We start from the raw sequence: 21,834 nt of genomic DNA on the forward strand, positions 1-21,834 counted from the left end.
TCCTTCTGTCAGCCGCCCCATAAGGTATTGCTGTAGACCATTGGTTGGGAAGGGGGCGCGGGCGCATGTCGGGGAGCGGGGGCGGAGCGCGCACGGACCGGGTGGAGCCGGCGGGCGTCCCGGGGCCGGCGGGCGGCTCGCTGGCCACCGTGCTGCGCCCGGTGCGGACGGGGAACGGCTTCGAGGAGGCGCTGGAGCAGATCCTGCAGATCGTCCGGCTCGGCCTGGTCCCCGGCGGCGGGCGGCTGCCGGCCGAGCGGGACCTGGCAGGGCGGCTCGGCATCAGCCGGGTCACGCTGCGCGAGGTGCTGAAGGTGCTTCAGGAGCAGGGCCTGGTCGAGTCGCGGCGCGGCCGGTACGGCGGGACGTTCGTGCTGCCCAGGGCCGGGGCGCCGGGCGAGGCGGAGCTGCGGCGGCGGGTCGGCGCGGTGGACGTCGAGGATGTGCTCAGGTTCCGGGCGGTGCTGGAGACGGGGGCGGCGGAGCTGTGCGCGGCGCACGGCCTCACGGAGCGGGACGCCGCCCGGCTGCGCGGTGCGCTCGCGCGCACCCGTGACGCGCCGCTGGCCGACTACCGCCGCCAGGACACCCTGCTGCACCTGACCCTCGCCGAGCTGTCCGGTTCGCCGACGCTGGCCGGCCGGTACGCGGCCGTCCGGGCGACCCTCAACGACCTGCTGGACTGCATCCCGCTGCTGGTGCGCAACCTGGAGCACTCGCAGCGCCAGCACACGGCCGTGGTGCGGGCGGTGCTGGACGGCGACGCGGAGGGCGCGCGGGCGGCGATGCGGGAGCACTGCGCGGGGACGGCCGCACTGCTGCGCGGCTTCCTGTCCTGAGCCGGCGGGCCCCGCCCGGCGCCGGAGATCCGGGTCGTCTGAGGGTTCGACGGGCCCACAAAGGTATGAAAACATTCCTTTGGGGTCCGTCCGGCCGGTGCGCGGTCGGCCGGACCGGGGGCCCGGCGAATGCCGCCGGTGCGGTGCCGCACCGTGGAGGAGGACCAGATGGGCAGGCCACTGATCGGTGTCAGTACGTATCTGGAGTCCGAGGTGCGCTGGGGCGCCTGGACGCTGCCCGCGGTGCTGCTGCCGGACGGCTACCGGCGGCTGGTGCAGGCGGCCGGCGGCATCGCCGTCATGCTCCCGCCGGACTCCCCCGGCCACGCGGCGGAGGCCGTCGAGCGGCTCGACGGGCTCGTCATCGCGGGCGGCCCGGACGTCGACCCGGACCGGTACGGCGCCGAGCGCGACCCGCGCACCGGACCGCCCGCGCACGAGCGGGACGCCTGGGAGCTGGCGCTGATCGACGCCGCCCTGGCCGCCGGCACCCCGATGCTGGCGATATGCCGCGGCATGCAGGCCCTGAACGTCTCCCTCGGCGGCACCCTCGTCCAGCACCTGGAGGGCCATGCCGACCGTCCCGGCGTCTTCGGCGCGCACCCGGTGACACCGGTGCCGGGCACCCGGTACGCGAGCCTGGTGCCGGAGGAGACCAGTGTGCCCGTCTTCCATCACCAGGCGCTGGACCGGCTGGGCAGCGGCCTCGTGGTCGGCGCCCGTGCCGCGGACGGCACGGTGGAGGCCGTGGAACTACCCGGTGCGCCCTGGGTGCTGGGCGTGCAGTGGCACCCGGAGATGGGCGACGACCTGCGGGTCATGCAGGACCTCGTACGGGCCGCTTCGCCAGTCGCGTCCTGAGCCAGCCGAGCGAGACGACGCCCTGCGCGTACTGGAACGCGCGCATGGTGGGCAGGCCCTGCGGCGACGGCCTGCGGGCGTGTGCGACGAAGTGGCCCGCGAGGGCCGCGAGCACCGCCGTCACCCCGGCCGGGTCGGCGTCCCGGCCGAGCGGATGGGAGGTGAACACCTCCTCGGGCGCCGGCCCGCCCTGCGCGTGCACCCCCGGCAGCAGCGTCAGGAGGTCGAACCAGGGCGCGGCGAGCGACGCGTGCGGCCAGTCGACGAAGGTCACGCCGCCGTCCGCGGTGAGCAGGATGTTGTCGGCACGCAGGTCGCCGTGGGTGAGGGTGTCGCCGGCGGCGTGCTCGGCCCACGGCGCGCTCAGCTCGGCGAGGTACGGCAGGTGGCGCACGGCCCAGGGGTCGAGGCCGCGGGTGTCCCCGCTCGCCAGGAGCTGCTGCCAGCCCGAGAACGCGTCCGCCTGACGCACCGCCACGGACGGCGCGTCGACCGGTGACGGGGTGAGGGTGCCGGCCAGGTCGTGCACGGCGTTCAGCACACGGTTCAGCTCGTCGGCCCGCCAGGGCACGTGCGGCTGGTGCCCGGGGATGTCCTCGAAGACCAGGGCGACCCAGGTGCCGTCGTCGTAGCTGCCGAGCAGCTGGGGCGCGGCCACCCGGGCGGGCAGGGCGGCCGTGTGGCGGGCCTCGGTGCGGTGCATGCCGGGTGTGACGGGCTCCGCCTCACAGCTGACCGCCTTGACGAAGGCCCGCCGCCCGTCGACCGTGCCGACCCGGGCCGCCACACCGGGTGAGAATCCGCCGCGCTGGGTGGTCGCGGTCGCCACCGGGCCGCCCAGGATGGCCGCGACGGCATCGCGGACACGCCCCGGAAGACGCTCCCAGGGCGTGCGGACACCGGCGGCGGGCGGAACATCGGTGGCGAAGGGAGGCATGACGACATCGTCGGTGCTTCCGGGCGGGCCCGCCACTCGACGGCCCTCCGTACGCACCGTTCGTCACTGCCCCGGCGGACCCTTCTGACCTGCCGGTACGACACAGGGTGAGCGGCCGAGCCCGGGAGGGCAGCGGCGGGCGCGGACGCCCGCGCGGGCCGTCCGGGTGCCGGTGGGCACGGCGGGTACGGCCGGCCCTCGGGCCGATCCCCCGGCCGGTACTGACGCCCCCCGCGCTCGCTCGGGGCGCAACCCGACATCCGGGGGCCGCGGGCGACCCGTCACGGGCCCTGGTCGGGAGACGGCCTGAACCACCCCTTCCGAACGGTGGCGATCCGCGCACGCGAACCGCGTCGCTCAGCGGCGGTCCTCCACGGCGTCGATGTGGTCGGCCAGCGCCACCACCACGATCCGGGTGTCGGGTTCCGTCGCGCGCCAGCGGTGCCGCACGCCACCGGTCATGTACAGGGCGTCGCCGCGGCCCAGGCGGTAGGCGCTGCCCTCGGCCTCCACCTCCGCGGCGCCGTCGGCGACGTACAGCAGCTCGTCGTTGCGGTGCTGGAACTCGCGGCCCGCGTCGTGGTCGCCGGTGAACTCCATCGCCTGGAGGTGGTGGTGGCCGCGCACCAACTGCCGCACCAGGCCGCCCTTCGGCAGGCCCTGGCTGTCGTCGGCGCGCACCACGTCCACACTGCGCGCCGGATCGGCCGCGGCGAGCAGCTCGACGGCCGTGGTGCACAGGGCGTCGGCGACCTTCTCCAGGGAGCGCATGCTGGGCCGCGCCCGCTCGTTCTCGACCTGGCTCAGGAAGGGCACGGACAGGCCGCTGCGCTCGGCGACGACGGCGAGGGTGAGCTCCAGGGCCCTGCGCCGCCGCCGGACGGCCGCACCCACCCGGGGTGCCTCTTTGTCGTCCATCGCTCCGGCTCCCTCCCGTGCGTCGTGTCGCCGTGCGTCGTCGCTCAAGTCTCCATGGTCCCGCGCATTCGGCCGTACGTTCCGTGCTGAGGCTCGTGGATTGCGGAGTGGCACCAGTCGGTGCCGCCCTGTGAAGTTCTCTGCACCTTACGCACGTTCAGTAAACGGTTTCATCCGGTTGTGCTGTGCTCCTCCTTACACCGCTCTCCGGTCGGGCGCCTCCCGGAGGCACACGTCCGCGTCGCACCGCTGCCCACCGGGTCCCCAGGGTGCCGCGGAACAGGCGGGCGGAGCCAGCGCGGACAGGCGTAGGGGTGGGTTCCGCGGCCTGCGGAACCCACCCCTACGAGGTGCCGGTGTCGTCTCCGGCCGGTCAGCCGGCGACGGGTGCGAGTCTGTCCTCCATGCCCGGGTGGGCGTCCAGCCAGTGCCGGGCGGACTGCTTCTCGTTGCCCGCGCCGCCGTTCTGGATGGCCACCTCCAGCGAGGCCAGCTCGCTCTCGCTGAGCCTGAAGTGCTTCAGCCAGCCGTTCAGCTCGGGGAACTTCTTGCCGAAGCCCTTGTGCGCGACGGTGTGGATCAGGTCACCCTTGCCCCAGGCACCCTTCGGGTCCTTGAGCTTCTTCAGGTCGTACTTGCCGTACGCCCAGTGGGGTGTCCACAGCACCACCACGACCGGTTCCTTCTTCTTGATCGACCTGTCCAGCTCGGCCAGCATCGACGACGTGCTCGACGAGACCACCTTGTACTCGCCGTCCAGGCCGTAGGCCTTGAGCACCTTGTTGTTCAACGTGGCCATCTCACCGGCACTGGCCTCGATGCCGATGATCTTCCCGCCGAACATGCCGCTCCTGCCCTTGAGGTCGGCCAGCGAGTCGACGCCCTTCACATACGAGGGCACCGTCAGCTCCAGCGACGTCGGACCGTACCAGGAGCCCACGTCGTCGAGGTTGTTCTTGTATCTCTCCCAGTACTGCTTGTGCGTGGTCGGCAGCCAGCCGTCCAGTTGGACGTCCATGTCGCCGCGGGACAGCGCGGTGTACAGCGGGCCGGGGTCGAGCTGCTTCACGTTCGTCTTGTACCCGCGGTCCTCGAGGATGTTCTCCCAGAGGTAGGTGGACGCGATGGCCTCGTCCCACGGGAAGTAACCCATGTTGACGGTCTTGCCGGCGTCCTTGCCCCGCTGTGCGCCGCCCTGTCCGCCGGGGACCGGGGCCAGCTTGTCCACCAGGCCCGGGTTCTTCTTCAGCCAGGCCTTCACGCCGTCCTGCTCGTGGCCCTCGCCGGCGCCCTGGATCGCGTTCTCCAGGCTGGTGAGCTGCTGCTCGGTGAGCTTGAACCGCTTCAGCCAGTTCGCGACGGTGGGGTCCTTCTGCGCGAAGCCCTTGTGGGCGACGGTGTGGATCTGCTCGCCCTTGCCCCAGGCACCCTTAGGGTCCTTGAGCTTCTTCAGGTCGTACTTGCCGTAGGCCCAGTGCGGCGACCAGAGGGTGACGACGATCGGTTCCTTCTTCTTGATCGACCTGTCCAGCTCGGCCAGCATCGACGACGTGCTGGACGACACCACCTTGTACTCGCTCTTGAGACCGTAGGCGCCCATGACCTTGTTGTTCAGGGTGGCCATCTCACCGGCACTGGCCTCGATGCCGATGATCTTCCCGCCGAACATGCCGCCCCTGCCCTTGAGGTCGGCCAGCGAGTCGACGCCCTTCACATACGAGGGCACGGTCAGCTCCAGCGACGTCGGACCGTACCAGCCGCCCAGGTCGTCGAGCCGGCCGCGGTACTTGTCCCAGTACGCCTTGTGCGTGGTGGGCAGCCAGGCGTCCGTCTGGAAGTCGATGTCGCCGCGCGCCACACCCGAGTAGAGCGGGCCCGCGTCGAGCTGCTTGAGGTTGACCGTGTAACCGCGCTGCTCCAGGAGGTCCTTCCAGAGGAAGGTGGTGGCGATGCCCTCGTCCCAGGGGATGTAGCCGATGTTGACGGTCTTGCCCGCGCCGACCTCGGCCCCGGCCTGGGCGCCGCTGCCGCCGGAGTCCGCCAGGTTGAGGCCGCCCGCGACGAGCGCGAGGACCACCACGCCGACCAGGGCGACGGCGGTGCCCGGGCGGTAGTGGGCGAACTTGAACCGGCGCACGGCGGCGGCCGCCCTGGCCGCGGCGCGGCGGCCGAGCGGCGACACCCGCAAGTTCAGCGCGCTCGTCATCCGGTCCAGGTACATGGCGAGGATGACCACCGCCACCCCGCTCTCGGCGGCCAGGCCGACCTGGAGCTGGGTGATCGCCGCGTACACCTTCTCGCCGAGGCCGCCCGCGCCGGCCATGCCGCCGATGACGACCATGGACAGCGCCAGCATGATGACCTGGTTGATACCGGCCATGATGGTGGGCAGGGCCAGCGGGAGCTGGACCCGGGCGAGGGTGTCCCGGGGGCTGGTGCCGAAGGCGTCGGCGGCCTCCACCAGCTCCTCGTCGACCTGCCGGATGCCCAGCTCGGTCATCCGCACGCCGGGGGGCATCGCGAAGACGATCGTGGCGATGATGCCCGGGGTGGTGCCGACGCCGAAGAACATCACGCCCGGGATCAGGTACACGAACGCCGGCATGGTCTGCATGACGTCGAGCACCGGCCGCACCGCGGCGCTCACCCGGCGGTTACGCGACGCCCAGACGCCCAGCGGCACCGCGATCACGACGGTGATCACGGCGGCGACGACGACCAGCGAGAGCGTGGACATCGCGTCGTCCCACAGGGCGAGCGAGTCGATCAGCGCGAAGCCGACGAAGGCGAGCACACCCGGCAGCAGGCCGCGCAGCCACCACGCGACGACGGCCAGGATGCCGGCCATCAGGAGCGGCTCACCGCCGCCGAGGACGGCGTCCACACCGTGGTACATCCCGTCCAGGACGGTACTGATGAGGTCGAAGAGCCAGCTCAGGTGCGTCTGGAGCCAGTCGACGACGTCTTCGACCCAGTCGCCGAACTTGAGCCTAGGCACCCGCGGTCACCTTGCCCTCCGCGTCGCCGCGACGCCGGCCGGGGCCGGGCACCCCGTCGGAGCCGCCCTGGTCGTGGTCGGCCGGGGTCATCGGCTCGCCGAGCACGGCCAGCAGCCTGGCGCGCGGCACGACGCCGGTGAGCTCGCCGTCCTCGCCGGTGACCGCGACGGCGGTGCCGCTGGTGGCGCAGGGCGTGAACAGCTCGATGATCGGAGTGTCCTCGGTGACCGTGGCGGGCGCGGCGGCGAGCACGTCCTCGGGGGTGCGCAGCCGGGTGCCGTCCGCCGTGGTGCCGTAGGCGCTGTCCGGGTCGGCCATGATCGAGCCGGCGGTCAGCACCCGGGAGCGGTCGACGTCCTGGGTGAACGCGGCGACGTAGTCGTTGGCCGGGGTCACCAGGATGTCCTCGGCGGTGCCGATCTGGACGATCCGGCCGTCGCGCATGACGGCGATGCGGTCACCGAGGCGCATGGCCTCGTTCAGGTCGTGGGTGATGAAGACGATCGTCTTCTTCAGCCGCTTCTGCAGCTCCAGGAGCTGGTCCTGCATGTCGCGCCTGATCAGCGGGTCGAGCGCGCTGAACGACTCGTCCATGAGGAGCAGGTCGGCATCGGTGGCCAGCGCCCTGGCGAGCCCGACGCGCTGCTGCATGCCGCCGGACAGCTCGTCGGGCCAGGACTTCTCCCAGCCCGCGAGGCCCGCCAGGTCCAGCGCCTCCAGGGCGCGCTTCTCGCGCTCGGCGCGCGGGATGCCCTGCACCTCCAGGCCGTACGCGGCGTTCTCCAGGACGCTGCGGTGCGGGAACAGGGCGAAGTGCTGGAAGACCATGCTGATCTTCTTCGAGCGGACCTCGCGCAGCTCCCTGGGGCCGAGGGAGGTCAGGTCCTGCCCGTCGAAGCGCACGTGCCCCGCGGACGGCTCCAGCAGGCCGTTGAGCATACGGAGCAGGGTGGACTTACCGGACCCCGACAGGCCCATGACGACGAAGATCTCGCCCTGCTCGACGCCGAACGAGGCGTCGATCACCGCGGCGGTCGCACCGTCGGCCCGCAGCTCCTCCCGGCTCGCTCCGGCGCGGAGCCTGTCCACCGCGTTCTCGGGATGTCTGCCGAACACTTTGTACAGGTGCTCGGCTTGCAGCATCGACACATACACCTCTCGGATCGAACCAGGACTACGGCCCGCCTCCCCCGCCGGCGGGCCCCGGAGCGGCCTGCTCCGGCCGCGTGACCGGCCGGTTCCGCCGTGCGGACACGACCGGGTCCGCTCCGGGTGCGCGCCTGCCCTGAGTTAGGTGAGGCAAACACACAAGTGGTTCAGTTCACAGCCCGTTCACTTCTGTCGGGTAGCGCTCCGCTTCTAGCGGGTTGCGCGGGTTGCGCGGGTTGCGCGGGTTGCGCGGGTTGCGCGGGTTGCGCGGGTTGCGCGGGTTGCGCGGGTTGCGCGGGTTGCGCGGAGCGGTGGGGACCTGTCCCCGGCCGCGGCCCCGACAGAATCCGCGGCCGGGACGCCGTGGGCGGGGGACGCCGCGGCCGGGGGACGTGGGCGGGCGCGCTGCCCGTCGCGCTGTCAGTGGGGTGCGGCATGATGCGGTGCGTGACTCAGGACACCCGCCGGCTGATGCTGCTCGACACCGCCTCCCTGTACTTCCGGGCCTACTTCGGCGTCCCGGACTCCGTCCGCGCCCCGGACGGCACCCCGGTGAACGCGGTGCGGGGGCTGCTGGAGTTCATCGACCGCCTGGTGCGCGACCACCGCCCGCACTCCCTGGTCGCCTGCATGGACGCGGACTGGCGCCCAGCGTGGCGGGTGGCGCTGATCCCCTCCTACAAGGCCCACCGGGTCGCCGAGGAGGTCCCCGGCGGGCCCGACGAGGAAGAGGTCCCGGACACCCTCACGCCCCAGGTGCCGGTGATCGAGGACGTGCTCGACGCCCTCGGCATCGCCCGCGTCGGCGTCGAGGGCTACGAGGCGGACGACGTCATCGGCACGTTCACCGCCCGCGCCACCGGCCCCGTCGACATCGTCACCGGCGACCGCGACCTGTACCAGCTCGTAGACGACGCCCGCGGGGTGCGCGTGCTGTACCCGCTCAAGGGCGTCGGCTCGCTCCAGGTCACCGACGAGGCGCTGCTGCGCGGGAAGTACGGGGTGGACGGCGCCGGCTACGCGGACCTGGCGCTGCTGCGCGGAGATCCCAGCGACGGCCTGCCGGGCGTGCCCGGCATCGGCGAGAAGACGGCGGCGAAGCTGCTCGCCGAGTTCGGCGACCTCGCCGGCATCATCGCCGCGGTGGCCGATCCGCTCGCCAGGCTCACCCCCACGCAGCGCAAGCGGATCACGGAGGCCGCGCCCTATCTCGCGGTGGCCCCGAAAGTGGTCAGGGTCGCCTCCGACATCCCGTTGCCCGAGGTGGACACCACCCTGCCGCATGCCCCCCGCGACCCGGCCGCACTGGAGGAGCTGGCCTCGCGCTGGGGCCTCGGCGGATCCCTGCGGCGCCTGCTGGTCACGCTGGAGGGGTGAACCGTGAGTGGTGCGTGACATGGCGCGAGAGGTGTGTGACATACACGGCCTGGGAACGGGGCACCCTGATGATAACTTAGGTAAGCCTAAGCATTCGTGATCACAGGGAGGCCGAAATGGCAGATCGTCCGGCGCGCACGGCCCGTCAGGTCCGCCATGCGCAGGTCGTGCGCACCGAGCGGCTCACCCCGCACATGCAGCGCGTGGTGCTGGGGGGCCCGGGTCTCGCCGCCTTCCCCGCGGGCGAGTTCACCGACCACTATGTGAAGCTGCTGTTCGCCCCCGAGGGCGTGGTCTACCCCGAGCCCTTCGACATGGAGCAGATCCGCGAGCGGCTGCCGCGGGAGCAGTGGCCGGTGACCCGCGCGTACACGGTGCGGTCCTGGGATCCTGCGGTGGGCGAGCTGACGATCGACTTCGTGATCCACGGCGACGAGGGCATCGCGGGCCCCTGGGCACTGCACGCCCGGCCCGGCGAGACCGTGCGCTTCTTCGGCCCCGGCGGCGGCTACGCCCCGGATCCGGCGGCGGACTGGCACCTGCTGGCCGGCGACGAGAGCGCCCTGCCCGCCATCGCCGCGGCCCTGGAGGCGCTGCCGGACGGCACCCGCGCCCATGCCTTCGTGGAGGTGGCCGACGCCGGTGAGGAGCAGAAGATCGCCTCCGCCGCGGAGGTCGTCTGGCTACACCGCGGCGAGCGGGCCGTCGGCGAGGCCCTGCTCGCGGCCGTCCGCGCTCTCGACTTCCCCGCGGGGCAGCCGCATGCCTTCGTGCACGGCGAGGCAGGCTGGGTGCGGGAGCTCCGCCGCCACCTGCGCCTGGAGCGGCAGGTGCCACGCGAGCGCCTCTCCATCTCCGGCTACTGGCGCCTGGGCCACGACGACGAGAGCTGGCGCGCCTCCAAGCGGGAGTGGAACGCACAGGTGGAGGCCGAGCAGGAGCTGCCGGCGGCCTCCTGACCGGCCACGGGAGCGGTCCGGCGGGACCCCACCGCCCGGGGTGGTGCGGCCACCGTCCCCAGAGCGGGTACGGCCACCGGAACCGGCACGGTCACCCGGGCAACAGCGACCACCGCGGACCGGCACGCCCCGCGCCCCGGGCGGTCGCCACGAGCCGTCGCCACGGTGCCTCGGGAGAGCGAGTGCACATGGCAGTCGCCGCGGTACCAGCCGCGCCCCCGGCCGGCCGCCCGCGTCGGTGGGTACGCCGGCGCGGATGGGCGCCCCGCTGCTTCGTCTGGTTCGTCGCCTGGCGCCATGACGGCAGCCCAAGCCGCCGGCCCGGCCCCGGCGGCAGCGCTGAGGGGGCCTGCGCAGGAGCTCGAGTCCTTCCGCGGTCCCCTGCGCCGCCGGGCGTACCGCGCCCCCTTCCCCCGCGGACCGGGCCGCCCGGCGTCAGTCGCTGCTCCCCGGGCGCTCGCCCTTCGGCCCCCGGCCGCGCTCGGTACGCGGGCCCCGGCTGCGCCACTCGTCACCTTCCTGAAGTTCCTCGTTGGCCGCCCTGTTCGCGTCCTGATCGCTGATCCCGGACTCCTCCGCGTCCTTGCGGAGGCGGGCCCGCCGGGTGTCGTACTTCTTGCTTCCCGGCTCGGGCACGACGATCACCTCCTGTTGATCGGACTTCCGGAGGCCATCGGGTCCCCGAGACGCCGGAGGGCAAACGCGTCGGTCCGTCCTCCGGTCCAGCGGACACCCCGTCGTCCCGCGCCAAGGCCAGGAGCCGCTGGGCCGAGCACACGGCTCAGTACGCGGCCGCACCTCGGCACGAGACAACGGCTCGGCCGTCCATGGGTGGGTCAGGGCCGTGCGCACGCGGCCGAGTCCGCCCGGCGGTGCGGGCCGCCCCGCCCTGCCGCGGAATCAGCCGTACTGCACCGACCGCTTCGCCAGGCCCATCCAGAACCCGTCGATCACGCTGCACCCCCGGTCGAGGTCTCCCTCCGCCGCCCCCAGCGTCACGAACAGCGGCGCGAAGTGCTCCGTCCTCGGGTGCGCCAGGCGGCCGGCGGGAGCCTTGTGCCGGAAGTCCAGCAGGGCGTCGATGTCCTGCGAGGCCAACGCCCGGCGTCCCCAGTCGTCGAACTCCAGGGACCAGGAGGGCACCTCGCCGTCCCCTAGCCGCAGCGCCGCCAGGTTGTGCGTGAAGAAACCGCTGCCCACGATCAGCACGCCCTCGTCACGCAGCGGCGCCAACCTGCGCCCGATCTCCAGCAACTCGCCCGGATCCAGCGTGGGCATCGACGCCTGCAAGACCGGGACGTCGGCCCCGGGGAACATCTCCTTGAGCGGGACGTAGGCCCCGTGGTCCAGTCCCCGGTCGGGCACGTCCTGCACGGGAGTACCGGCCCGGCCGAGCAGCTTGCGGACCGACGCTGCGAGCTCCGGCGCCCCCGGGGCGTCATACCTGACGTCGTAGTAGCGCTCGGGGAAACCCCAGAAGTCGTGGACGAGGGGAACCGTCGTCGTCGCGCCCAGCGCGAGCGGGGCCTCTTCCCAGTGCGCGGAGACGATCAGTATCGACGTGGGTCGGGGGAGCCGCGCGGACCAGTCGGCGAGCTCGCGCGTCCACACCGCGTCGTCCGCGAGCGGCGGAGCACCATGGGAGAGATACAGGGCGGGCATGCGCTCCACCATCGCGTTCACCATCCGTTACTCCTCCGGACCACCCATGAGGCCCACTTGATTGAATGCTCAAGTAAGTGTAGGCCACCGACGCCCCACCGGCCTGCCGACCACCCGCCTTCCGGGCGGCCGGCAGGCCGCGGTCGCTACACCGAGCGCTGGTAGGACCTGAACGTCCGTGTCGACAGCCACACCGCCGCCACGGCCAGTACCAGGAGGGCGCCGCCGCGGGTGAGCACGTCGAGCCGGTCCGGATGTGCGGACATGGCGGAACGGCCCGCGATCATCGCCCAGTTGAGCGGGTTGAAGTCGGCGATGTGCCGCATCCAGCCGGGCATCTGTGCCGGTGCCATGAAGGCGCTGGACAGGAAGGTCAGCGGCAGCAGCAGGAAGGTGTTGATGCCGATGATGGACTCACGCTGCCGCACCAGCATCCCCAGGGCGTTCGACAGCGCCCCGAAGACCGTGCCGAGCAGCACCGCGGCGACGATCAGGACCACCACTCCGCCGGGCCCGCCCGGGTAGGAGGCCCCGCCCAGCAGGCCCAGCAGCACGATGACGACGGACTGCACGGCGACGCTGATGCCGTTGTGCACCACGTTCGCGTTCATCAGGGCGGCGCGGCTGACCGGCGTGGTGAGGAAGCGGTTGAGCGTCCCGCGCTCGATCTCCTCCAGGGTCCCCATGCCGGCCCACATGCTGGAGCCGAGCGCGCTCATCACGACGATGCCCGGCACCAGGTAGTCGAGGTAGGAGGTGGTGCCGAAGCCGCCGAGTTCGACGACCTTCTTGAAGAGGTTCCCGAACAGGAAGAGCCAGATCACCGGCTGGATGAGCGTGATCAGCAGGAACGCGGGCTGGCGTCCGGACGCCATGAGCTGACGCTGCGTCATGTACCAGGTGTCGGCGAGGGCGCGGCTCATCGTGCGCCTCCGGAGGAGGCGAGGGCCTCGGACTGGTCGACGGGACCACCGGGGCCAGCTTGCGGTGCGGCCGCCGCGGCTCCTTCCGGAGCCTCCGCCGCGGCCTCCGCTTCCGCGTAACGCCGCCCCGTGTAGCGCAGGTAGACATCGTCAAGAGAGGGCCGTGCGACCGTCGCCGCCGCGACGCCGACGCCGGCCGGCTCCAGCGCCGCGAGCAGTGCCGGCACCGCGGCGGGGCCGTCGTCGGCGCGCACGCTCAGGCGCCGCCCGTCGAGCAGTACGTCATGAACGCCGGACAGCCCGTCGAGGGCACCCCGCAACCGGGCGCCGCCCGCCTCGCCGAGCGGTTCCCTCAGCTCCATGTGGACGGCATCGCCGCGGAGTTCACCCTTGAGCGCGTCGGGGGTGCCTTCGACGACGACACGGCCCCGGTCGACGATGGCGATGCGCTCGGCGAGCCGGTCGGCCTCCTCCAGGTAGTGCGTGGTGAGCAGGATGGTCATCCCCTCGTCACCGGCGAGCCGGGCGATCTCCTCCCACATCGCCGTCCGCGCCTCGGGGTCCAGGCCGGTGGTCGGCTCGTCCAGGAACAGCACCGCGGGCCGGTGCACGAGACCGAGCGCCACGTCCAGCCTGCGCTGCATGCCGCCCGAGTAGCCCTTGACCGGGCGGTCACCCGCGTCGGCGAGGCCGAACCGGTCCAGCAACTCGTCGACACGGGCGCGCAGGGCGGCACCCCGCACCCCGTGCAGCCGTCCCTGGAGACGGAGGTTCTCGCGCCCGGTGGCCATGGGATCGGCGCCGGACCGCTGGGCGACGACCCCGATGGCGCGGCGCACCCGGCCGGGGTGGCGCAGCACATCGTGCCCCGCGACGACTGCGGTGCCCGCGTCGGGGCGGGCGAGCGTGGTGAGGATCTTGACGGTGGTGGACTTGCCCGCTCCGTTCGGCCCGAGCAGGCCGAAGACGGTGCCGGCCTCGACGGTGACGTCCATGCCGCTGAGGGCGGTGACACCCCCCGGATAGGTCTTGGTCAGTCGGTGCGCCACGACGGCGGGCGCGGGTGTACTCATGACAGCTGCTCTCCTGTGTGAGCGGGGTCGGGTCGGACCGGGACACGGGCGTGTGCCGGATCCCGGGTATGCCGAACCGTCCCTGCTCAGAGCGCCGGGCTATGGTGGGTGTGCCGCACCTCGATCGCCTGGCCCTGCGTCTTCGCGGGTCCGGTCCGGGGTTCGCGACCTCGGCGGGCGCTGCTGCAACAGCCCCGCCGGGGTCTCTTCTCTGCTATGCGCTTCTCTGCGGATGCGCTTTTCTGAGAATGCTTTTTCTGCGGATGCGCCTTTCTGCGGACGGCTTGTCTCTGCGGACGGCGTGTCACGGATGGGCTCCCTCAGGGGATTCGCTGCGGGTCCGCCGGGGATCTGCCGCGGCTCCGCGCGGATCCGCCGTGGAGCTGCCGCGGCTCCGCCACGGTCTCTGCACGGACGAGGCGCGCCGCGCTGGCGTGCCCGTACCGCGGGGGCCGCCCGCCGCACGGGTGCCGTCTCCGGCCGTCCGACGTCTGCTGTCCCTCATCCTCCCGTCGGTCTGTCGGCCGCGCCCGGCGGTGTGCCGGTCCCGGTGCCGCCGGCGGAGCGGGGCGTGGTCTTCTCCGCGGCCCGGAACTCGGGCGGGAGCTCTCCGGTCTCGTGGTACGTCCGCCAGGCCTGCACCCCGTCGAGCGTGCCCTCCCTCAGCTCGGTGAGCAGGCCGGACAGCCAGGCCGCCTGTGCCCCGACCATGTGCGCCTGGTACTCGATCTCGACGAGGAAGATCCGGGGCATCATCTCGGTCAGCTTGGCCAGCACCCCGCGGGCGCTGGCCGCCTGTACCTCAAGCGCCCCGAGCCGCTCCTCCAGCAGCGTGATCACCTCGTCCGGGTGCAGCACCCCCATCAGCGAGAGCGCCGTCTCGAAGATCGGGTACTCCCGCGCGGGCACGGCCAGCAGGTCGGAGAGCCACTCGGTCATCTCCTCGCGGCCCGCCTCGGTGAGTCCGAAGACCGTGCGCTCGGGGCGGTTGCCCTGCCGCTGGACGTCCTGCACCGCCACGAAGCCGTGCTTCTCCAGGTTCTGCACGACGGTGTAGAGCGAGCCGTAGTTGATCTTCAGGGTGGCGTCCTTGCCGCGCCTCCTGAGGGTCTGGGCGATGTCATAGGGATGCATCGGCCGCTCGCTGAGCAGCACCATCACCGCGAGCGCGAGCGGATTGCCGAGCTTGCGGCGCTGCACGGCCACCGGACACCTCCCACCTTGTCGCCGACCCGCCACTCGGCGGGACCTTGATGACGAATATTCGCCGCCGAACATAACGCGACTACTCCCCGACGTCAACGCGAGCCGCGATGTATCGCGAAACCGGGCGGAGGAGTCCCGTGAGAGGGACGTGTTCTCCCGAGGCTGCATTTCGCGTCAGCTTCGGGAGAAGAGGGCCGAGGGGGCGTGCAGGGGTGTCCGCGCGGGCGCGGGTGGGTGCGGGACAGGACGGCATGGGCACGGGGCGGGGGCCGTGGAACTGCTGCGGAAGGCTGCCGGCCGACAGGTACGGCCGGCCGGCGGTGGCGGGGACGGCCGCCGGCGGCCCCGAGGTCCGGCGTCGTGGCCGTATTCTTGCTGGTGATGACACGGAAGCGGCGCACTGCCCCACCACCCCTCCCCCAGCGCGACGGTATCGATGCCGTGCGGGTCAGGCTGCCGGCCGGCGGGGCGTGGGCCACCGTGCGCGACCATCTGGTGGAGCGGCTCGCGCCGGGCGCCGAGGTGGTGGACGCGATGCTGCGCGAGGGCGCGTTCGTCGACGCCGCGGGCCGGCCCGTCGCACCGGACGCCCCGTACGCGCCGGGCGGGTCGGTGTGGTTCCACCGGGAGCACCGGCCCGAGACACCCGTGCCGTTCCCGCTGCCGGTGGTGTACCGCGACGAGCACATCGTGGTGGCGGACAAACCACACTTCCTCGCCACCACCCCGCGGGGCGGACATGTCACCGAGACGGCGCTCGCCCGGCTGCGCCGGGAGCTGGGCGTGACCACCGTCAGCGCCGCCCACCGACTCGACCGGCTCACCGCCGGCCTGGTGCTGTTCACCGTGCGCCCGGACGAACGCGGCGCCTACCAGACGCTCTTCCGCGACCGGCGGGTCCACAAGGAGTACGAGGCCGTCGCCCGCCACGACCCCGGCCTCGCCCTGCCCCGCACGGTACGCAGCCGGATCGAGAAGGAGCGCGGGGTGCTGGCGGCGCGCGAGGTGACGGGCGAGCCCAATGCCGTCAGCCGCATCGAACTGCTGGAGCACCGCGCGGGCCTCGCCCGGTACCGGCTCCTGCCCCGCACGGGACGCACGCACCAGCTGCGGGTGCACATGAACGGCCTCGGTGTGCCGATCCTCGGCGACCCGATCTATCCGGAGGTGACGGGTCGGGTGCCGGACGACGACTTCAGCCGGCCGCTGCAACTGCTGGCCCGCATCCTGGAGTTCAGCGACCCGGTGACGGGCCTGGCCCACCGGTTCACCAGCGAGCGGGAGCTGACGGCCTGGCCGCCGCCGGGAAGCCGGCCGCCCGGCGGCTCCGGGGCCTGACCGCGCGGCCGCACCCCTGTCGCACCCTCCCGGCCGTACCGCCGGCCGGGGCGCGACCGCTCGGCTGCCCGGCCACACCATCGGCCGGAGCCGACCGACCGCAGCCTTCCGGCGGCACCGTCTCCGGCCCCTCCGCGCCCGGCGCACCGTCGGCCGGGGCGTAACCACTCGGCCCCACCCCGGCAGCACCCGCCGTCCCGTCAGTCACCCATCACCGTCGGTCGGTCGTCCGTCCCGTCAGTCGCCCATCGCCGTCGGTCGGTCGTCCGTCCCGTCAGTCGCCCATCACCGTCGGCCAGTCGTCCGTCCCGTCAGTCGCCCATCACCGTCGGCCAGTCGTCCGTCCCGTCGGGCACCTCCGTCAGTCGCCGCGCCACCAGAGCAGTAGCCGCCGCCAGGTGCCCCGGGGCTGCACGTCCCCCGCCGCCGCGGGGAACCCCGCCGACTTCCCGGCCGCCTGCGGCTGCGCCGCAGCCGCCTGTCCCGCGTCTCCGGCCGCCTGCGCGGAAGCGGGCGCCGGTCGCATGGCGTCCCCGGCCGGGACCGGTGACGGCCTGGTGCCCGCCGTGCCCGCGCCCGTACCGGCGGCGGGAGCGGCCCCCACGGCGGCCCCGGGGGCGGCCTCCGGGGCAGGCGAGGCCACCTGCCAGTCGGTCTCCCGCGGCAGCTCGGGCGCCGCGCTGGGGCGGCGCATGACGTCCTGTGGGGGTTTGGGGTCGAAGCGTACGGGCAGCGCGACCAGGTGCCGGGAGGAGATCGACGAGGTCCAGCGCAGTTCGTCCTCCGGGACCGCGAGCCGCACGTCCGGCAGCCTGGTGAGCAGCGCGTCGACGCCGGTGTCGGCGATGGCACGGCCGATGTCCTGCCCGGGGCACTCGTGCGGGCCGCCGCCGAAGGCCAGGTGGGACCGGTTGCCCTGCATATGGGCGCCGGGTTCGGGGCGGACCACCGGGTCGGCGTTGCCGGGCGCGATGCCGAACATGAGCCCGTCCCCCGCCTTGATCTGCTGGCCGCCCAGCTCGGTGTCCTGCTTGGCGACGTACGTCAGGATGGCGCTGAACGGCGGCTCGTCCCAGAGCGACTGCTCCACGGCCTCCGGCACGGTCATCTGGCCGCCGCCGAGCCGGGCGCGGAAGCGCGGATCGGTCATCACGACCCGCAGCACATTGGCGATCAGATTGGCGGTGGCCTCGAAGGAGGCGATGAGGACCAGCCGCAGATGCTGCGCCACCTCCTCGTCGGTGAGCCCTGACTCATGGGTGAGCAACGCACCGGTGAAGTCGTCGCCGGGCTCGGAGCGGCGCCGGGCGACCAGGCGGTACAGCGCCTCCATCACATAGGCGTTGCTGGCGATGGCGGTCTCGGTGCCCTTGATCATGTCGCGGGCGGCCTGGACCATGCGCTCGTTGTACTCCTCGGGCATGCCGAGGATCTGGCACATCACCATCATCGGCAGGTGCTCGGCGAACTGACCCACCAGGTCGGCGGTGCCCGCCTCGCAGAAGTCGTTGACGAGCCGCTGGCTGTAGCGGTTGATGTAGCGGCGCACGCCGCGGTGGTCGATGCTCGCCATCGCGCTGGTCACGGCGCCCCGCAGCCGCCGGTGCTCGGCGCCCTCCGCGAAGGAGCACATCGGCTGCCAGGTGAAGACCGGCGCGAGCGGATGGCCGGGGCCGGCGGTGCCGTCCCGCACGGCCCGCCACTGCCGGGTGTCGCGGGTGAAGTGCGAGGCGGTGCGGACCATGTGCAGGTTCTCGGTGTGGCCGAGGACCGCCCAGATCGGTACGTCGTCGTGGAGCAGGACCGGCGCGACCTGGCCGTGCTCGGCGCGGAGTCGTTCGTAGAGGTCCGCGAGGTCCTGCTGGACCTCGGCGGCGCTCAGGCGGTACAGGCCGCCGGGTCCGGTGCCGCCCGCGGCGTGCACCGGGCAGCCCGGCTCTGGTGCGCAGGTACCGCCCGGGGCGGGGCGGGTGGAGGAGTCGGTCACGGTGAGGGCTCCGGGAGGGGAGGGTCGGATGGGCGGGGCGGTGCCGCACGGTGGCCCGGCCGCGCGGCGGGACGGCGGCCTGCCGCGGCCGGTGCCGGCGCGGCTGGGCCGCCGTTTCCCTGACGACGTGTCAGGGGGTGAGGGCGAGGGAGTGCAGGAACCGCATCAGCGTCATCAGGGCGTCCCTGCTGGAGGCGCGGCTGCGGGCGTCGCAGGACACGATGGGCACGTCCTCGGGCAGGTCGAGGGCGGTGCGCAGTTCCTCGACGGGGTAGCGCGGCGCGTCGGGGAACTCGTTGACGGCCACCACGAAGGGCACCCCGCGCTCCTCCAGGCGGCCGATCACGTCGAAGCTCACCTCCAGCCGCCGGGTGTCGATGAGCACCACGGCGCCGAGCGCGCCCTCGAAGAGGCCGTTCCAGAGGAACCAGAAGCGCTCCTGCCCTGGGGTGCCGAAGAGGTACAGGACGAGCTGGTCGGTGATGCTGATCCGGCCGAAGTCCATGGCGACGGTGGTGGCCGTCTTGCTCGCGGAGCCGTAGTCGTCGTCGATGCCGATGCCGGCCTTGGTCATGGTCTCCTCGGTGGTCAGCGGGCGGATCTCGCTGACCGAGCCGACCATGGTCGTCTTGCCGACGCCGAAGCCGCCCACGATCACGATCTTCACGGCTGCCGTGGCCGTGTCCGGCAGCACGTCCTCGCTTCTGGGGCCCGTGATCGTGTCAGAGCTTTTGAAGTCCATGCATCACCGCTTCGAGAAGGGAACGGTCCGGGAGCGCGGAGCGGACGATCGGCGCACGCGCCACCACGAGTTCGGCCGCCAGCAGCTCGGTCAGCAGCACGGTGACCACGCTGAACGGCAGATTGAGGTAGGCCGATATCTCGGCCACGGACAGGGGGTTGGCGCACAACCGCAGGACGGCGGTGTGCTCGGGCCCCGCGGTGGGCGGCGGCTCGGCACCCGCCACGATCAGGGTGACCAGGTCGAGCGGGGCCCGCTCCCCGCCGTCCGGGCCGCCGGTGAGCACGTACAACCGCTCCGGATTGCCCTCCAGGCCCGCTTCCGGCGGGCGTCGCCGGCGCCGGGGAGGAGTCATCCGGCCTGCCCGTCGCGCCTCGGCGGGCTGGTGAGGTGGGCGCCGATACGGACGACGAGGTCCCGCATGCGGTTGCTGATCAGCCCGGCCTCGACGGTCTCGTCGGCGAGCACGGCGAGGTAGGCTCCGGTGCCGGCCGCCATCAGGTAGAAGAAGCCGCCGCTGATCTCGATGAGGACCATCCGCATCCGGCCGTCGCTGTCGGGGAACTCGGTGCCCACAGCGGCGGCCAGGCTCTGGAGTCCGGCGCAGGCGGCGGCGATCCGGTCGGCGGCGTCGGGCTCGCCGCCGTAGCGGGCGATGCGCAGGCCGTCGGCGGAGAGGACCACGACCTGGCGGACCCCCGGGACGCCGTCGGCGAGCTCCTTGAGCATCCAGTCGAAGTTGGCGCGCTGCTGGATCACTGGGGGTCCCCTTCGTCCACCATGTCATCGGAGTCTCTTCGTGCCGCCGGGCGCTCGGTACCGCCCGGCCGGGTGTGGTCCGCCGCGGCCTCGGCCGGTGGCACGGCATCGGCCGGCGACGCGGCCTCAGTCGGCCGGCCGGCTTCTGCGGCAGATGCGGCTGCGGCCGGGGAGACGGCTGCGGCCGAGAGGCCGGCCTCGGCCGTCCGGCCCGCTTCGGCCAGTCCGTCCGCCTCAGCCCATGCGCCCGCTTCGGCGCCCGTGTCGTCGCGGCCCTGCGCGCCGGGCGCGGTCCCGGTGCCCGGGCCGGAGGCGGACCCCGTGCCGGAGGCGGACCCCGGGCCGGAACCCGACCCGTTGCCACCGGCCGCGGCGGAGCCGGTGCCCGCGGCGGCTCCGTCGCCGCCGTGCACGCCCTTCATGAAGGCCTCGACCCACAGGCCGGGCTCGGGCCCCGGGCCCGGGGCCTGCTGCTGCCCCGACGAGGCGGTGCGCGCCGCGAGGGCGGCGGCGGACGCGGAACCCGACTCGGCGGCCTGCCGTGCGGCCTCCTCGGCGCGGGCCTCGGCGATGCGCCGGCTGAGCGGGGTCTTGACCCGGCTGCGGCGCTGCGGCAGCCCCATGGCGGTCCACTCGGTCACCACGGGGGTGTCGTCCTCCATGGGTCCCGGGGCGGGGCGCTGCGCGGGCAGCACGGGCGAGGGCACCGGTCCCGTGGGGCGGCGCTTCTTGGTGGGCACCGCGGTGACCAGCGTGCCGTCCTCGGCGATCCGGGGTACGGCGGAGGCGCCGATGCCGTGGGCGAGACCGGGCGCCGGGCCGGTGGTGAGCATGTCGTGCGGGGCGACCAGGACGGCGCGCACACCGCCGTAGGCGGACTGCCGCAGCGACACCCGCAGGTTGTACATCCGCGAGAGCCGCCCGACGACGGCCATGCCGAGCCTGGGGGTCTCGCCGAGGTCCTTGAGGTCGATGTCCGCCTCGGGCCCGGAGAGGATCCGCTCGGCCCGGGCCCGGGCCTCCTCGCTGAGGCTGACTCCGCCGTCCTCGATCTCGATGGCCACCCCGGACTGCACCTCGACGGCGGTGACGTGCACCTTGGTCTGCGGCGGCGAGTAGCGGGTGGCGTTGTCGAGCAGCTCCGCGCAGGCGTGGATGAGGGGTTCGACGGCCGGGCCCTTCACGGCGACCTTGACGATCGAGTGCAGCTCGATGCGCTGGTACTCGAGGATCCGGGACATGGCGCCGCGCAGCACGCTGAACAGCGGTACGGGCCGGGGCCACTGACGGCCCGGCCGGGCGCCGCCGAGCACGGCGATGCTGTCGGCGAGGCGGCCGATGAGCGCGGTGCCGTGATCGATGCGGAGCAGGTCGTCGAAGACCTCGGGGCTGCGGCCGTAGTCCTCCTCCATGCCGCGCAGCTCGGCGGCCTGCTGGTGGACGATGGCCTGCACGCGGCGGGCGATGTTGACGAAGGCGCGCTGGGTGATCTCGCGGCGCGCCTCCTCCTCGTCTACGGTCTCCAGTACGGAGCGGAGCAGGGCGCGCTGGGGCTGGGGGAGGTCGCGGTGGGCGGGGTCCTCGTCGACGACGGCACGGATGACCTCGTCGGGCGACTCGCCCTGCTTCAGGCGGAAGACGGCGTCGGGGATGAGCCGGCGGCCGAGGCGGACGGTCTCCTCGTCGTGCGCGGCGAGGCGGCGTTCCAGGAAGGCGAGCCGGTCGGTGAAGCGGGCGCGCAGCTCCTGGGCGGCCCGCCCGCGGCGGACGGCCACGGCGGCCACGGCGAGCACCAGCACGGTGCACAGTGCCCCGCACAGGCCGACGGCGAGCCTGGCGGGCGGCGTGACGGCGGCCGCGGCGCCCACGGCACCGCCCGCCATGAGGAGTGCGGGCGGTAACAGGACGCGGGCGTAACGGACGTCGCGGCCACGGGGAGGTGATTGTTCACTCACCATGTATGCCTTCTGAACTGTTGGCTCGGGGACGGTGTGTCAGTGGTGTGACAGCAGGCACGGGTCATGCGTACGCCCACAGGGGAGCTATGGGGAGAAAGCGCGTGAATACCCTCAACTCGCTGCACTGCGTGGGAGTTTAGTCCGACG

At 73.1% G+C, this 21,834-nt stretch carries 18 protein-coding genes and 1 pseudogene; 5 read left to right on the forward strand and 14 right to left on the reverse strand.

From position 1 onward, the window contains the following. Positions 1-65 precede the first annotated feature (65 nt). Entirely contained in the window at positions 66-839 is a 774-nt protein-coding gene (locus tag ACSMXW_RS03670; RefSeq protein ID WP_485803996.1) for a FadR/GntR family transcriptional regulator, read from the forward strand. Between the two features lie 168 nt (positions 840-1,007). Continuing rightward, complete coding sequence (locus tag ACSMXW_RS03675) at positions 1,008-1,700, forward strand: gamma-glutamyl-gamma-aminobutyrate hydrolase family protein (protein WP_485803997.1); 693 nt, start codon at positions 1,008-1,010, stop codon at positions 1,698-1,700. Here the strand turns inward: ACSMXW_RS03675 and ACSMXW_RS03680 are convergent. The 4 genes from ACSMXW_RS03680 to ACSMXW_RS03695 form a co-directional block, all read right to left on the reverse strand. Then, complete coding sequence (locus ACSMXW_RS03680) at positions 1,657-2,637, reverse strand: aminoglycoside phosphotransferase family protein (protein ID WP_485803999.1); 981 nt, start codon at positions 2,635-2,637, stop codon at positions 1,657-1,659. The two genes, ACSMXW_RS03675 and ACSMXW_RS03680, sit on opposite strands and share 44 nt — an antisense overlap. 357 nt (positions 2,638-2,994) lie before the next feature. Next, a complete protein-coding gene (locus tag ACSMXW_RS03685) occupies positions 2,995-3,555 on the reverse strand; it encodes a helix-turn-helix domain-containing protein (protein WP_485804001.1) in 561 nt (186 codons plus the stop codon). 373 nt (positions 3,556-3,928) lie between these two features. Next, positions 3,929-6,553, reverse strand: a complete 2,625-nt coding sequence (locus ACSMXW_RS03690) for an ABC transporter permease/substrate binding protein (protein ID WP_485804002.1) — start codon at positions 6,551-6,553, stop codon at positions 3,929-3,931. Continuing rightward, on the reverse strand, positions 6,546-7,703 hold the full coding sequence (locus ACSMXW_RS03695; RefSeq protein ID WP_485804004.1) for a quaternary amine ABC transporter ATP-binding protein: 1,158 nt from the start codon (positions 7,701-7,703) through the stop codon (positions 6,546-6,548). The genes ACSMXW_RS03690 and ACSMXW_RS03695 overlap by 8 nt, the downstream gene beginning before the upstream one ends. 438 nt (positions 7,704-8,141) lie before the next feature. On the opposite strand from ACSMXW_RS03695, the gene ACSMXW_RS03700 reads away from it, so the two are divergent. Then, positions 8,142-9,080 (forward strand): 5'-3' exonuclease, encoded by a 939-nt coding sequence (locus ACSMXW_RS03700; protein ID WP_485807776.1) that lies wholly within the window; start codon positions 8,142-8,144, stop codon positions 9,078-9,080. 116 nt (positions 9,081-9,196) lie between these two features. Beyond that, positions 9,197-10,039 carry a siderophore-interacting protein gene (locus tag ACSMXW_RS03705; protein ID WP_485804006.1) on the forward strand — a complete coding sequence of 281 codons (843 nt, stop codon included), beginning with the start codon at positions 9,197-9,199 and terminating at the stop codon, positions 10,037-10,039. 435 nt (positions 10,040-10,474) lie between these two features. Here the strand turns inward: ACSMXW_RS03705 and ACSMXW_RS03710 are convergent, their stop codons facing one another. The 5 genes from ACSMXW_RS03710 to ACSMXW_RS03730 form a co-directional block, all read right to left on the reverse strand. After that, on the reverse strand, positions 10,475-10,675 hold the full coding sequence (locus ACSMXW_RS03710) for a hypothetical protein (protein WP_485804007.1): 201 nt from the start codon (positions 10,673-10,675) through the stop codon (positions 10,475-10,477). A 264-nt stretch (positions 10,676-10,939) separates the two neighbouring features. Next, positions 10,940-11,725 carry a dioxygenase family protein gene (locus ACSMXW_RS03715; protein WP_485804008.1) on the reverse strand — a complete coding sequence of 262 codons (786 nt, stop codon included), beginning with the start codon at positions 11,723-11,725 and terminating at the stop codon, positions 10,940-10,942. A gap of 122 nt (positions 11,726-11,847) precedes the next feature. Continuing rightward, positions 11,848-12,624 carry an ABC transporter permease gene (locus ACSMXW_RS03720; RefSeq protein WP_485804009.1) on the reverse strand — a complete coding sequence of 259 codons (777 nt, stop codon included), beginning with the start codon at positions 12,622-12,624 and terminating at the stop codon, positions 11,848-11,850. Beyond that, positions 12,621-13,697: an ABC transporter ATP-binding protein gene (locus tag ACSMXW_RS03725; RefSeq protein ID WP_485804011.1), complete on the reverse strand. Its 1,077-nt coding sequence runs from the start codon at positions 13,695-13,697 to the stop codon at positions 12,621-12,623. The genes ACSMXW_RS03720 and ACSMXW_RS03725 overlap by 4 nt, the downstream gene beginning before the upstream one ends. A gap of 501 nt (positions 13,698-14,198) precedes the next feature. Continuing rightward, on the reverse strand, positions 14,199-14,903 hold the full coding sequence (locus tag ACSMXW_RS03730) for a PadR family transcriptional regulator (protein ID WP_485804012.1): 705 nt from the start codon (positions 14,901-14,903) through the stop codon (positions 14,199-14,201). 381 nt (positions 14,904-15,284) lie between these two features. Here ACSMXW_RS03730 and ACSMXW_RS03735 point away from each other — a divergent pair, with 381 nt between their 5' ends. Continuing rightward, positions 15,285-16,241 carry a pseudouridine synthase gene (locus tag ACSMXW_RS03735; RefSeq protein WP_485807778.1) on the forward strand — a complete coding sequence of 319 codons (957 nt, stop codon included), beginning with the start codon at positions 15,285-15,287 and terminating at the stop codon, positions 16,239-16,241. A gap of 361 nt (positions 16,242-16,602) precedes the next feature. Here ACSMXW_RS03735 and ACSMXW_RS03740 read toward each other — a convergent pair whose 3' ends face one another. The 5 genes and pseudogenes from ACSMXW_RS03740 to ACSMXW_RS03760 all read right to left on the reverse strand — a co-directional run. Then, positions 16,603-18,228, reverse strand: coding sequence for a cytochrome P450 (locus tag ACSMXW_RS03740; RefSeq protein ID WP_485804014.1), 1,626 nt, complete (start codon positions 18,226-18,228; stop codon positions 16,603-16,605). A 130-nt stretch (positions 18,229-18,358) separates the two neighbouring features. Then, the gene (locus ACSMXW_RS03745; RefSeq protein ID WP_485804015.1) at positions 18,359-18,970 is read right to left on the reverse strand and encodes a GTP-binding protein; all 612 of its coding nucleotides are present in this window, start codon (positions 18,968-18,970) and stop codon (positions 18,359-18,361) included. Next, complete coding sequence (locus ACSMXW_RS03750; RefSeq protein ID WP_485804017.1) at positions 18,951-19,325, reverse strand: DUF742 domain-containing protein; 375 nt, start codon at positions 19,323-19,325, stop codon at positions 18,951-18,953. The genes ACSMXW_RS03745 and ACSMXW_RS03750 overlap by 20 nt, the downstream gene beginning before the upstream one ends. Beyond that, positions 19,322-19,729: a roadblock/LC7 domain-containing protein gene (locus ACSMXW_RS03755; RefSeq protein WP_485804018.1), complete on the reverse strand. Its 408-nt coding sequence runs from the start codon at positions 19,727-19,729 to the stop codon at positions 19,322-19,324. The genes ACSMXW_RS03750 and ACSMXW_RS03755 overlap by 4 nt, the downstream gene beginning before the upstream one ends. A 368-nt stretch (positions 19,730-20,097) precedes the next feature. Further along, positions 20,098-21,687: pseudogene (locus tag ACSMXW_RS03760) on the reverse strand (ATP-binding protein); the annotation flags it as partial. Positions 21,688-21,834: the final 147 nt, after the last annotated feature.

It is taken from the genome of Streptomyces sp. DSM 116793, assembly GCF_057320905.1.

What these genes read in the sequence shown, in the direction of transcription:
- ACSMXW_RS03700 (WP_485807776.1), top strand. Translation starts at nt 8,142, where the DNA reads ATGCGGTGCGTGACTCAGGACACCCGCCGGCTGATGCTGCTCGACACC.
- ACSMXW_RS03675 (WP_485803997.1), top strand. Translation starts at nt 1,008, where the DNA reads ATGGGCAGGCCACTGATCGGTGTCAGTACGTATCTGGAGTCCGAGGTG.
- ACSMXW_RS03750 (WP_485804017.1), bottom strand. Translation starts at nt 19,325, where the DNA reads ATGACTCCTCCCCGGCGCCGGCGACGCCCGCCGGAAGCGGGCCTGGAG.
- ACSMXW_RS03720 (WP_485804009.1), bottom strand. Translation starts at nt 12,624, where the DNA reads ATGAGCCGCGCCCTCGCCGACACCTGGTACATGACGCAGCGTCAGCTC.
- ACSMXW_RS03680 (WP_485803999.1), bottom strand. Translation starts at nt 2,637, where the DNA reads ATGCCTCCCTTCGCCACCGATGTTCCGCCCGCCGCCGGTGTCCGCACG.
- ACSMXW_RS03725 (WP_485804011.1), bottom strand. Translation starts at nt 13,697, where the DNA reads ATGAGTACACCCGCGCCCGCCGTCGTGGCGCACCGACTGACCAAGACC.
- ACSMXW_RS03735 (WP_485807778.1), top strand. Translation starts at nt 15,285, where the DNA reads ATGACACGGAAGCGGCGCACTGCCCCACCACCCCTCCCCCAGCGCGAC.
- ACSMXW_RS03715 (WP_485804008.1), bottom strand. Translation starts at nt 11,725, where the DNA reads ATGGTGAACGCGATGGTGGAGCGCATGCCCGCCCTGTATCTCTCCCAT.
- ACSMXW_RS03685 (WP_485804001.1), bottom strand. Translation starts at nt 3,555, where the DNA reads ATGGACGACAAAGAGGCACCCCGGGTGGGTGCGGCCGTCCGGCGGCGG.
- ACSMXW_RS03705 (WP_485804006.1), top strand. Translation starts at nt 9,197, where the DNA reads ATGGCAGATCGTCCGGCGCGCACGGCCCGTCAGGTCCGCCATGCGCAG.
- ACSMXW_RS03670 (WP_485803996.1), top strand. Translation starts at nt 66, where the DNA reads ATGTCGGGGAGCGGGGGCGGAGCGCGCACGGACCGGGTGGAGCCGGCG.
- ACSMXW_RS03745 (WP_485804015.1), bottom strand. Translation starts at nt 18,970, where the DNA reads ATGGACTTCAAAAGCTCTGACACGATCACGGGCCCCAGAAGCGAGGAC.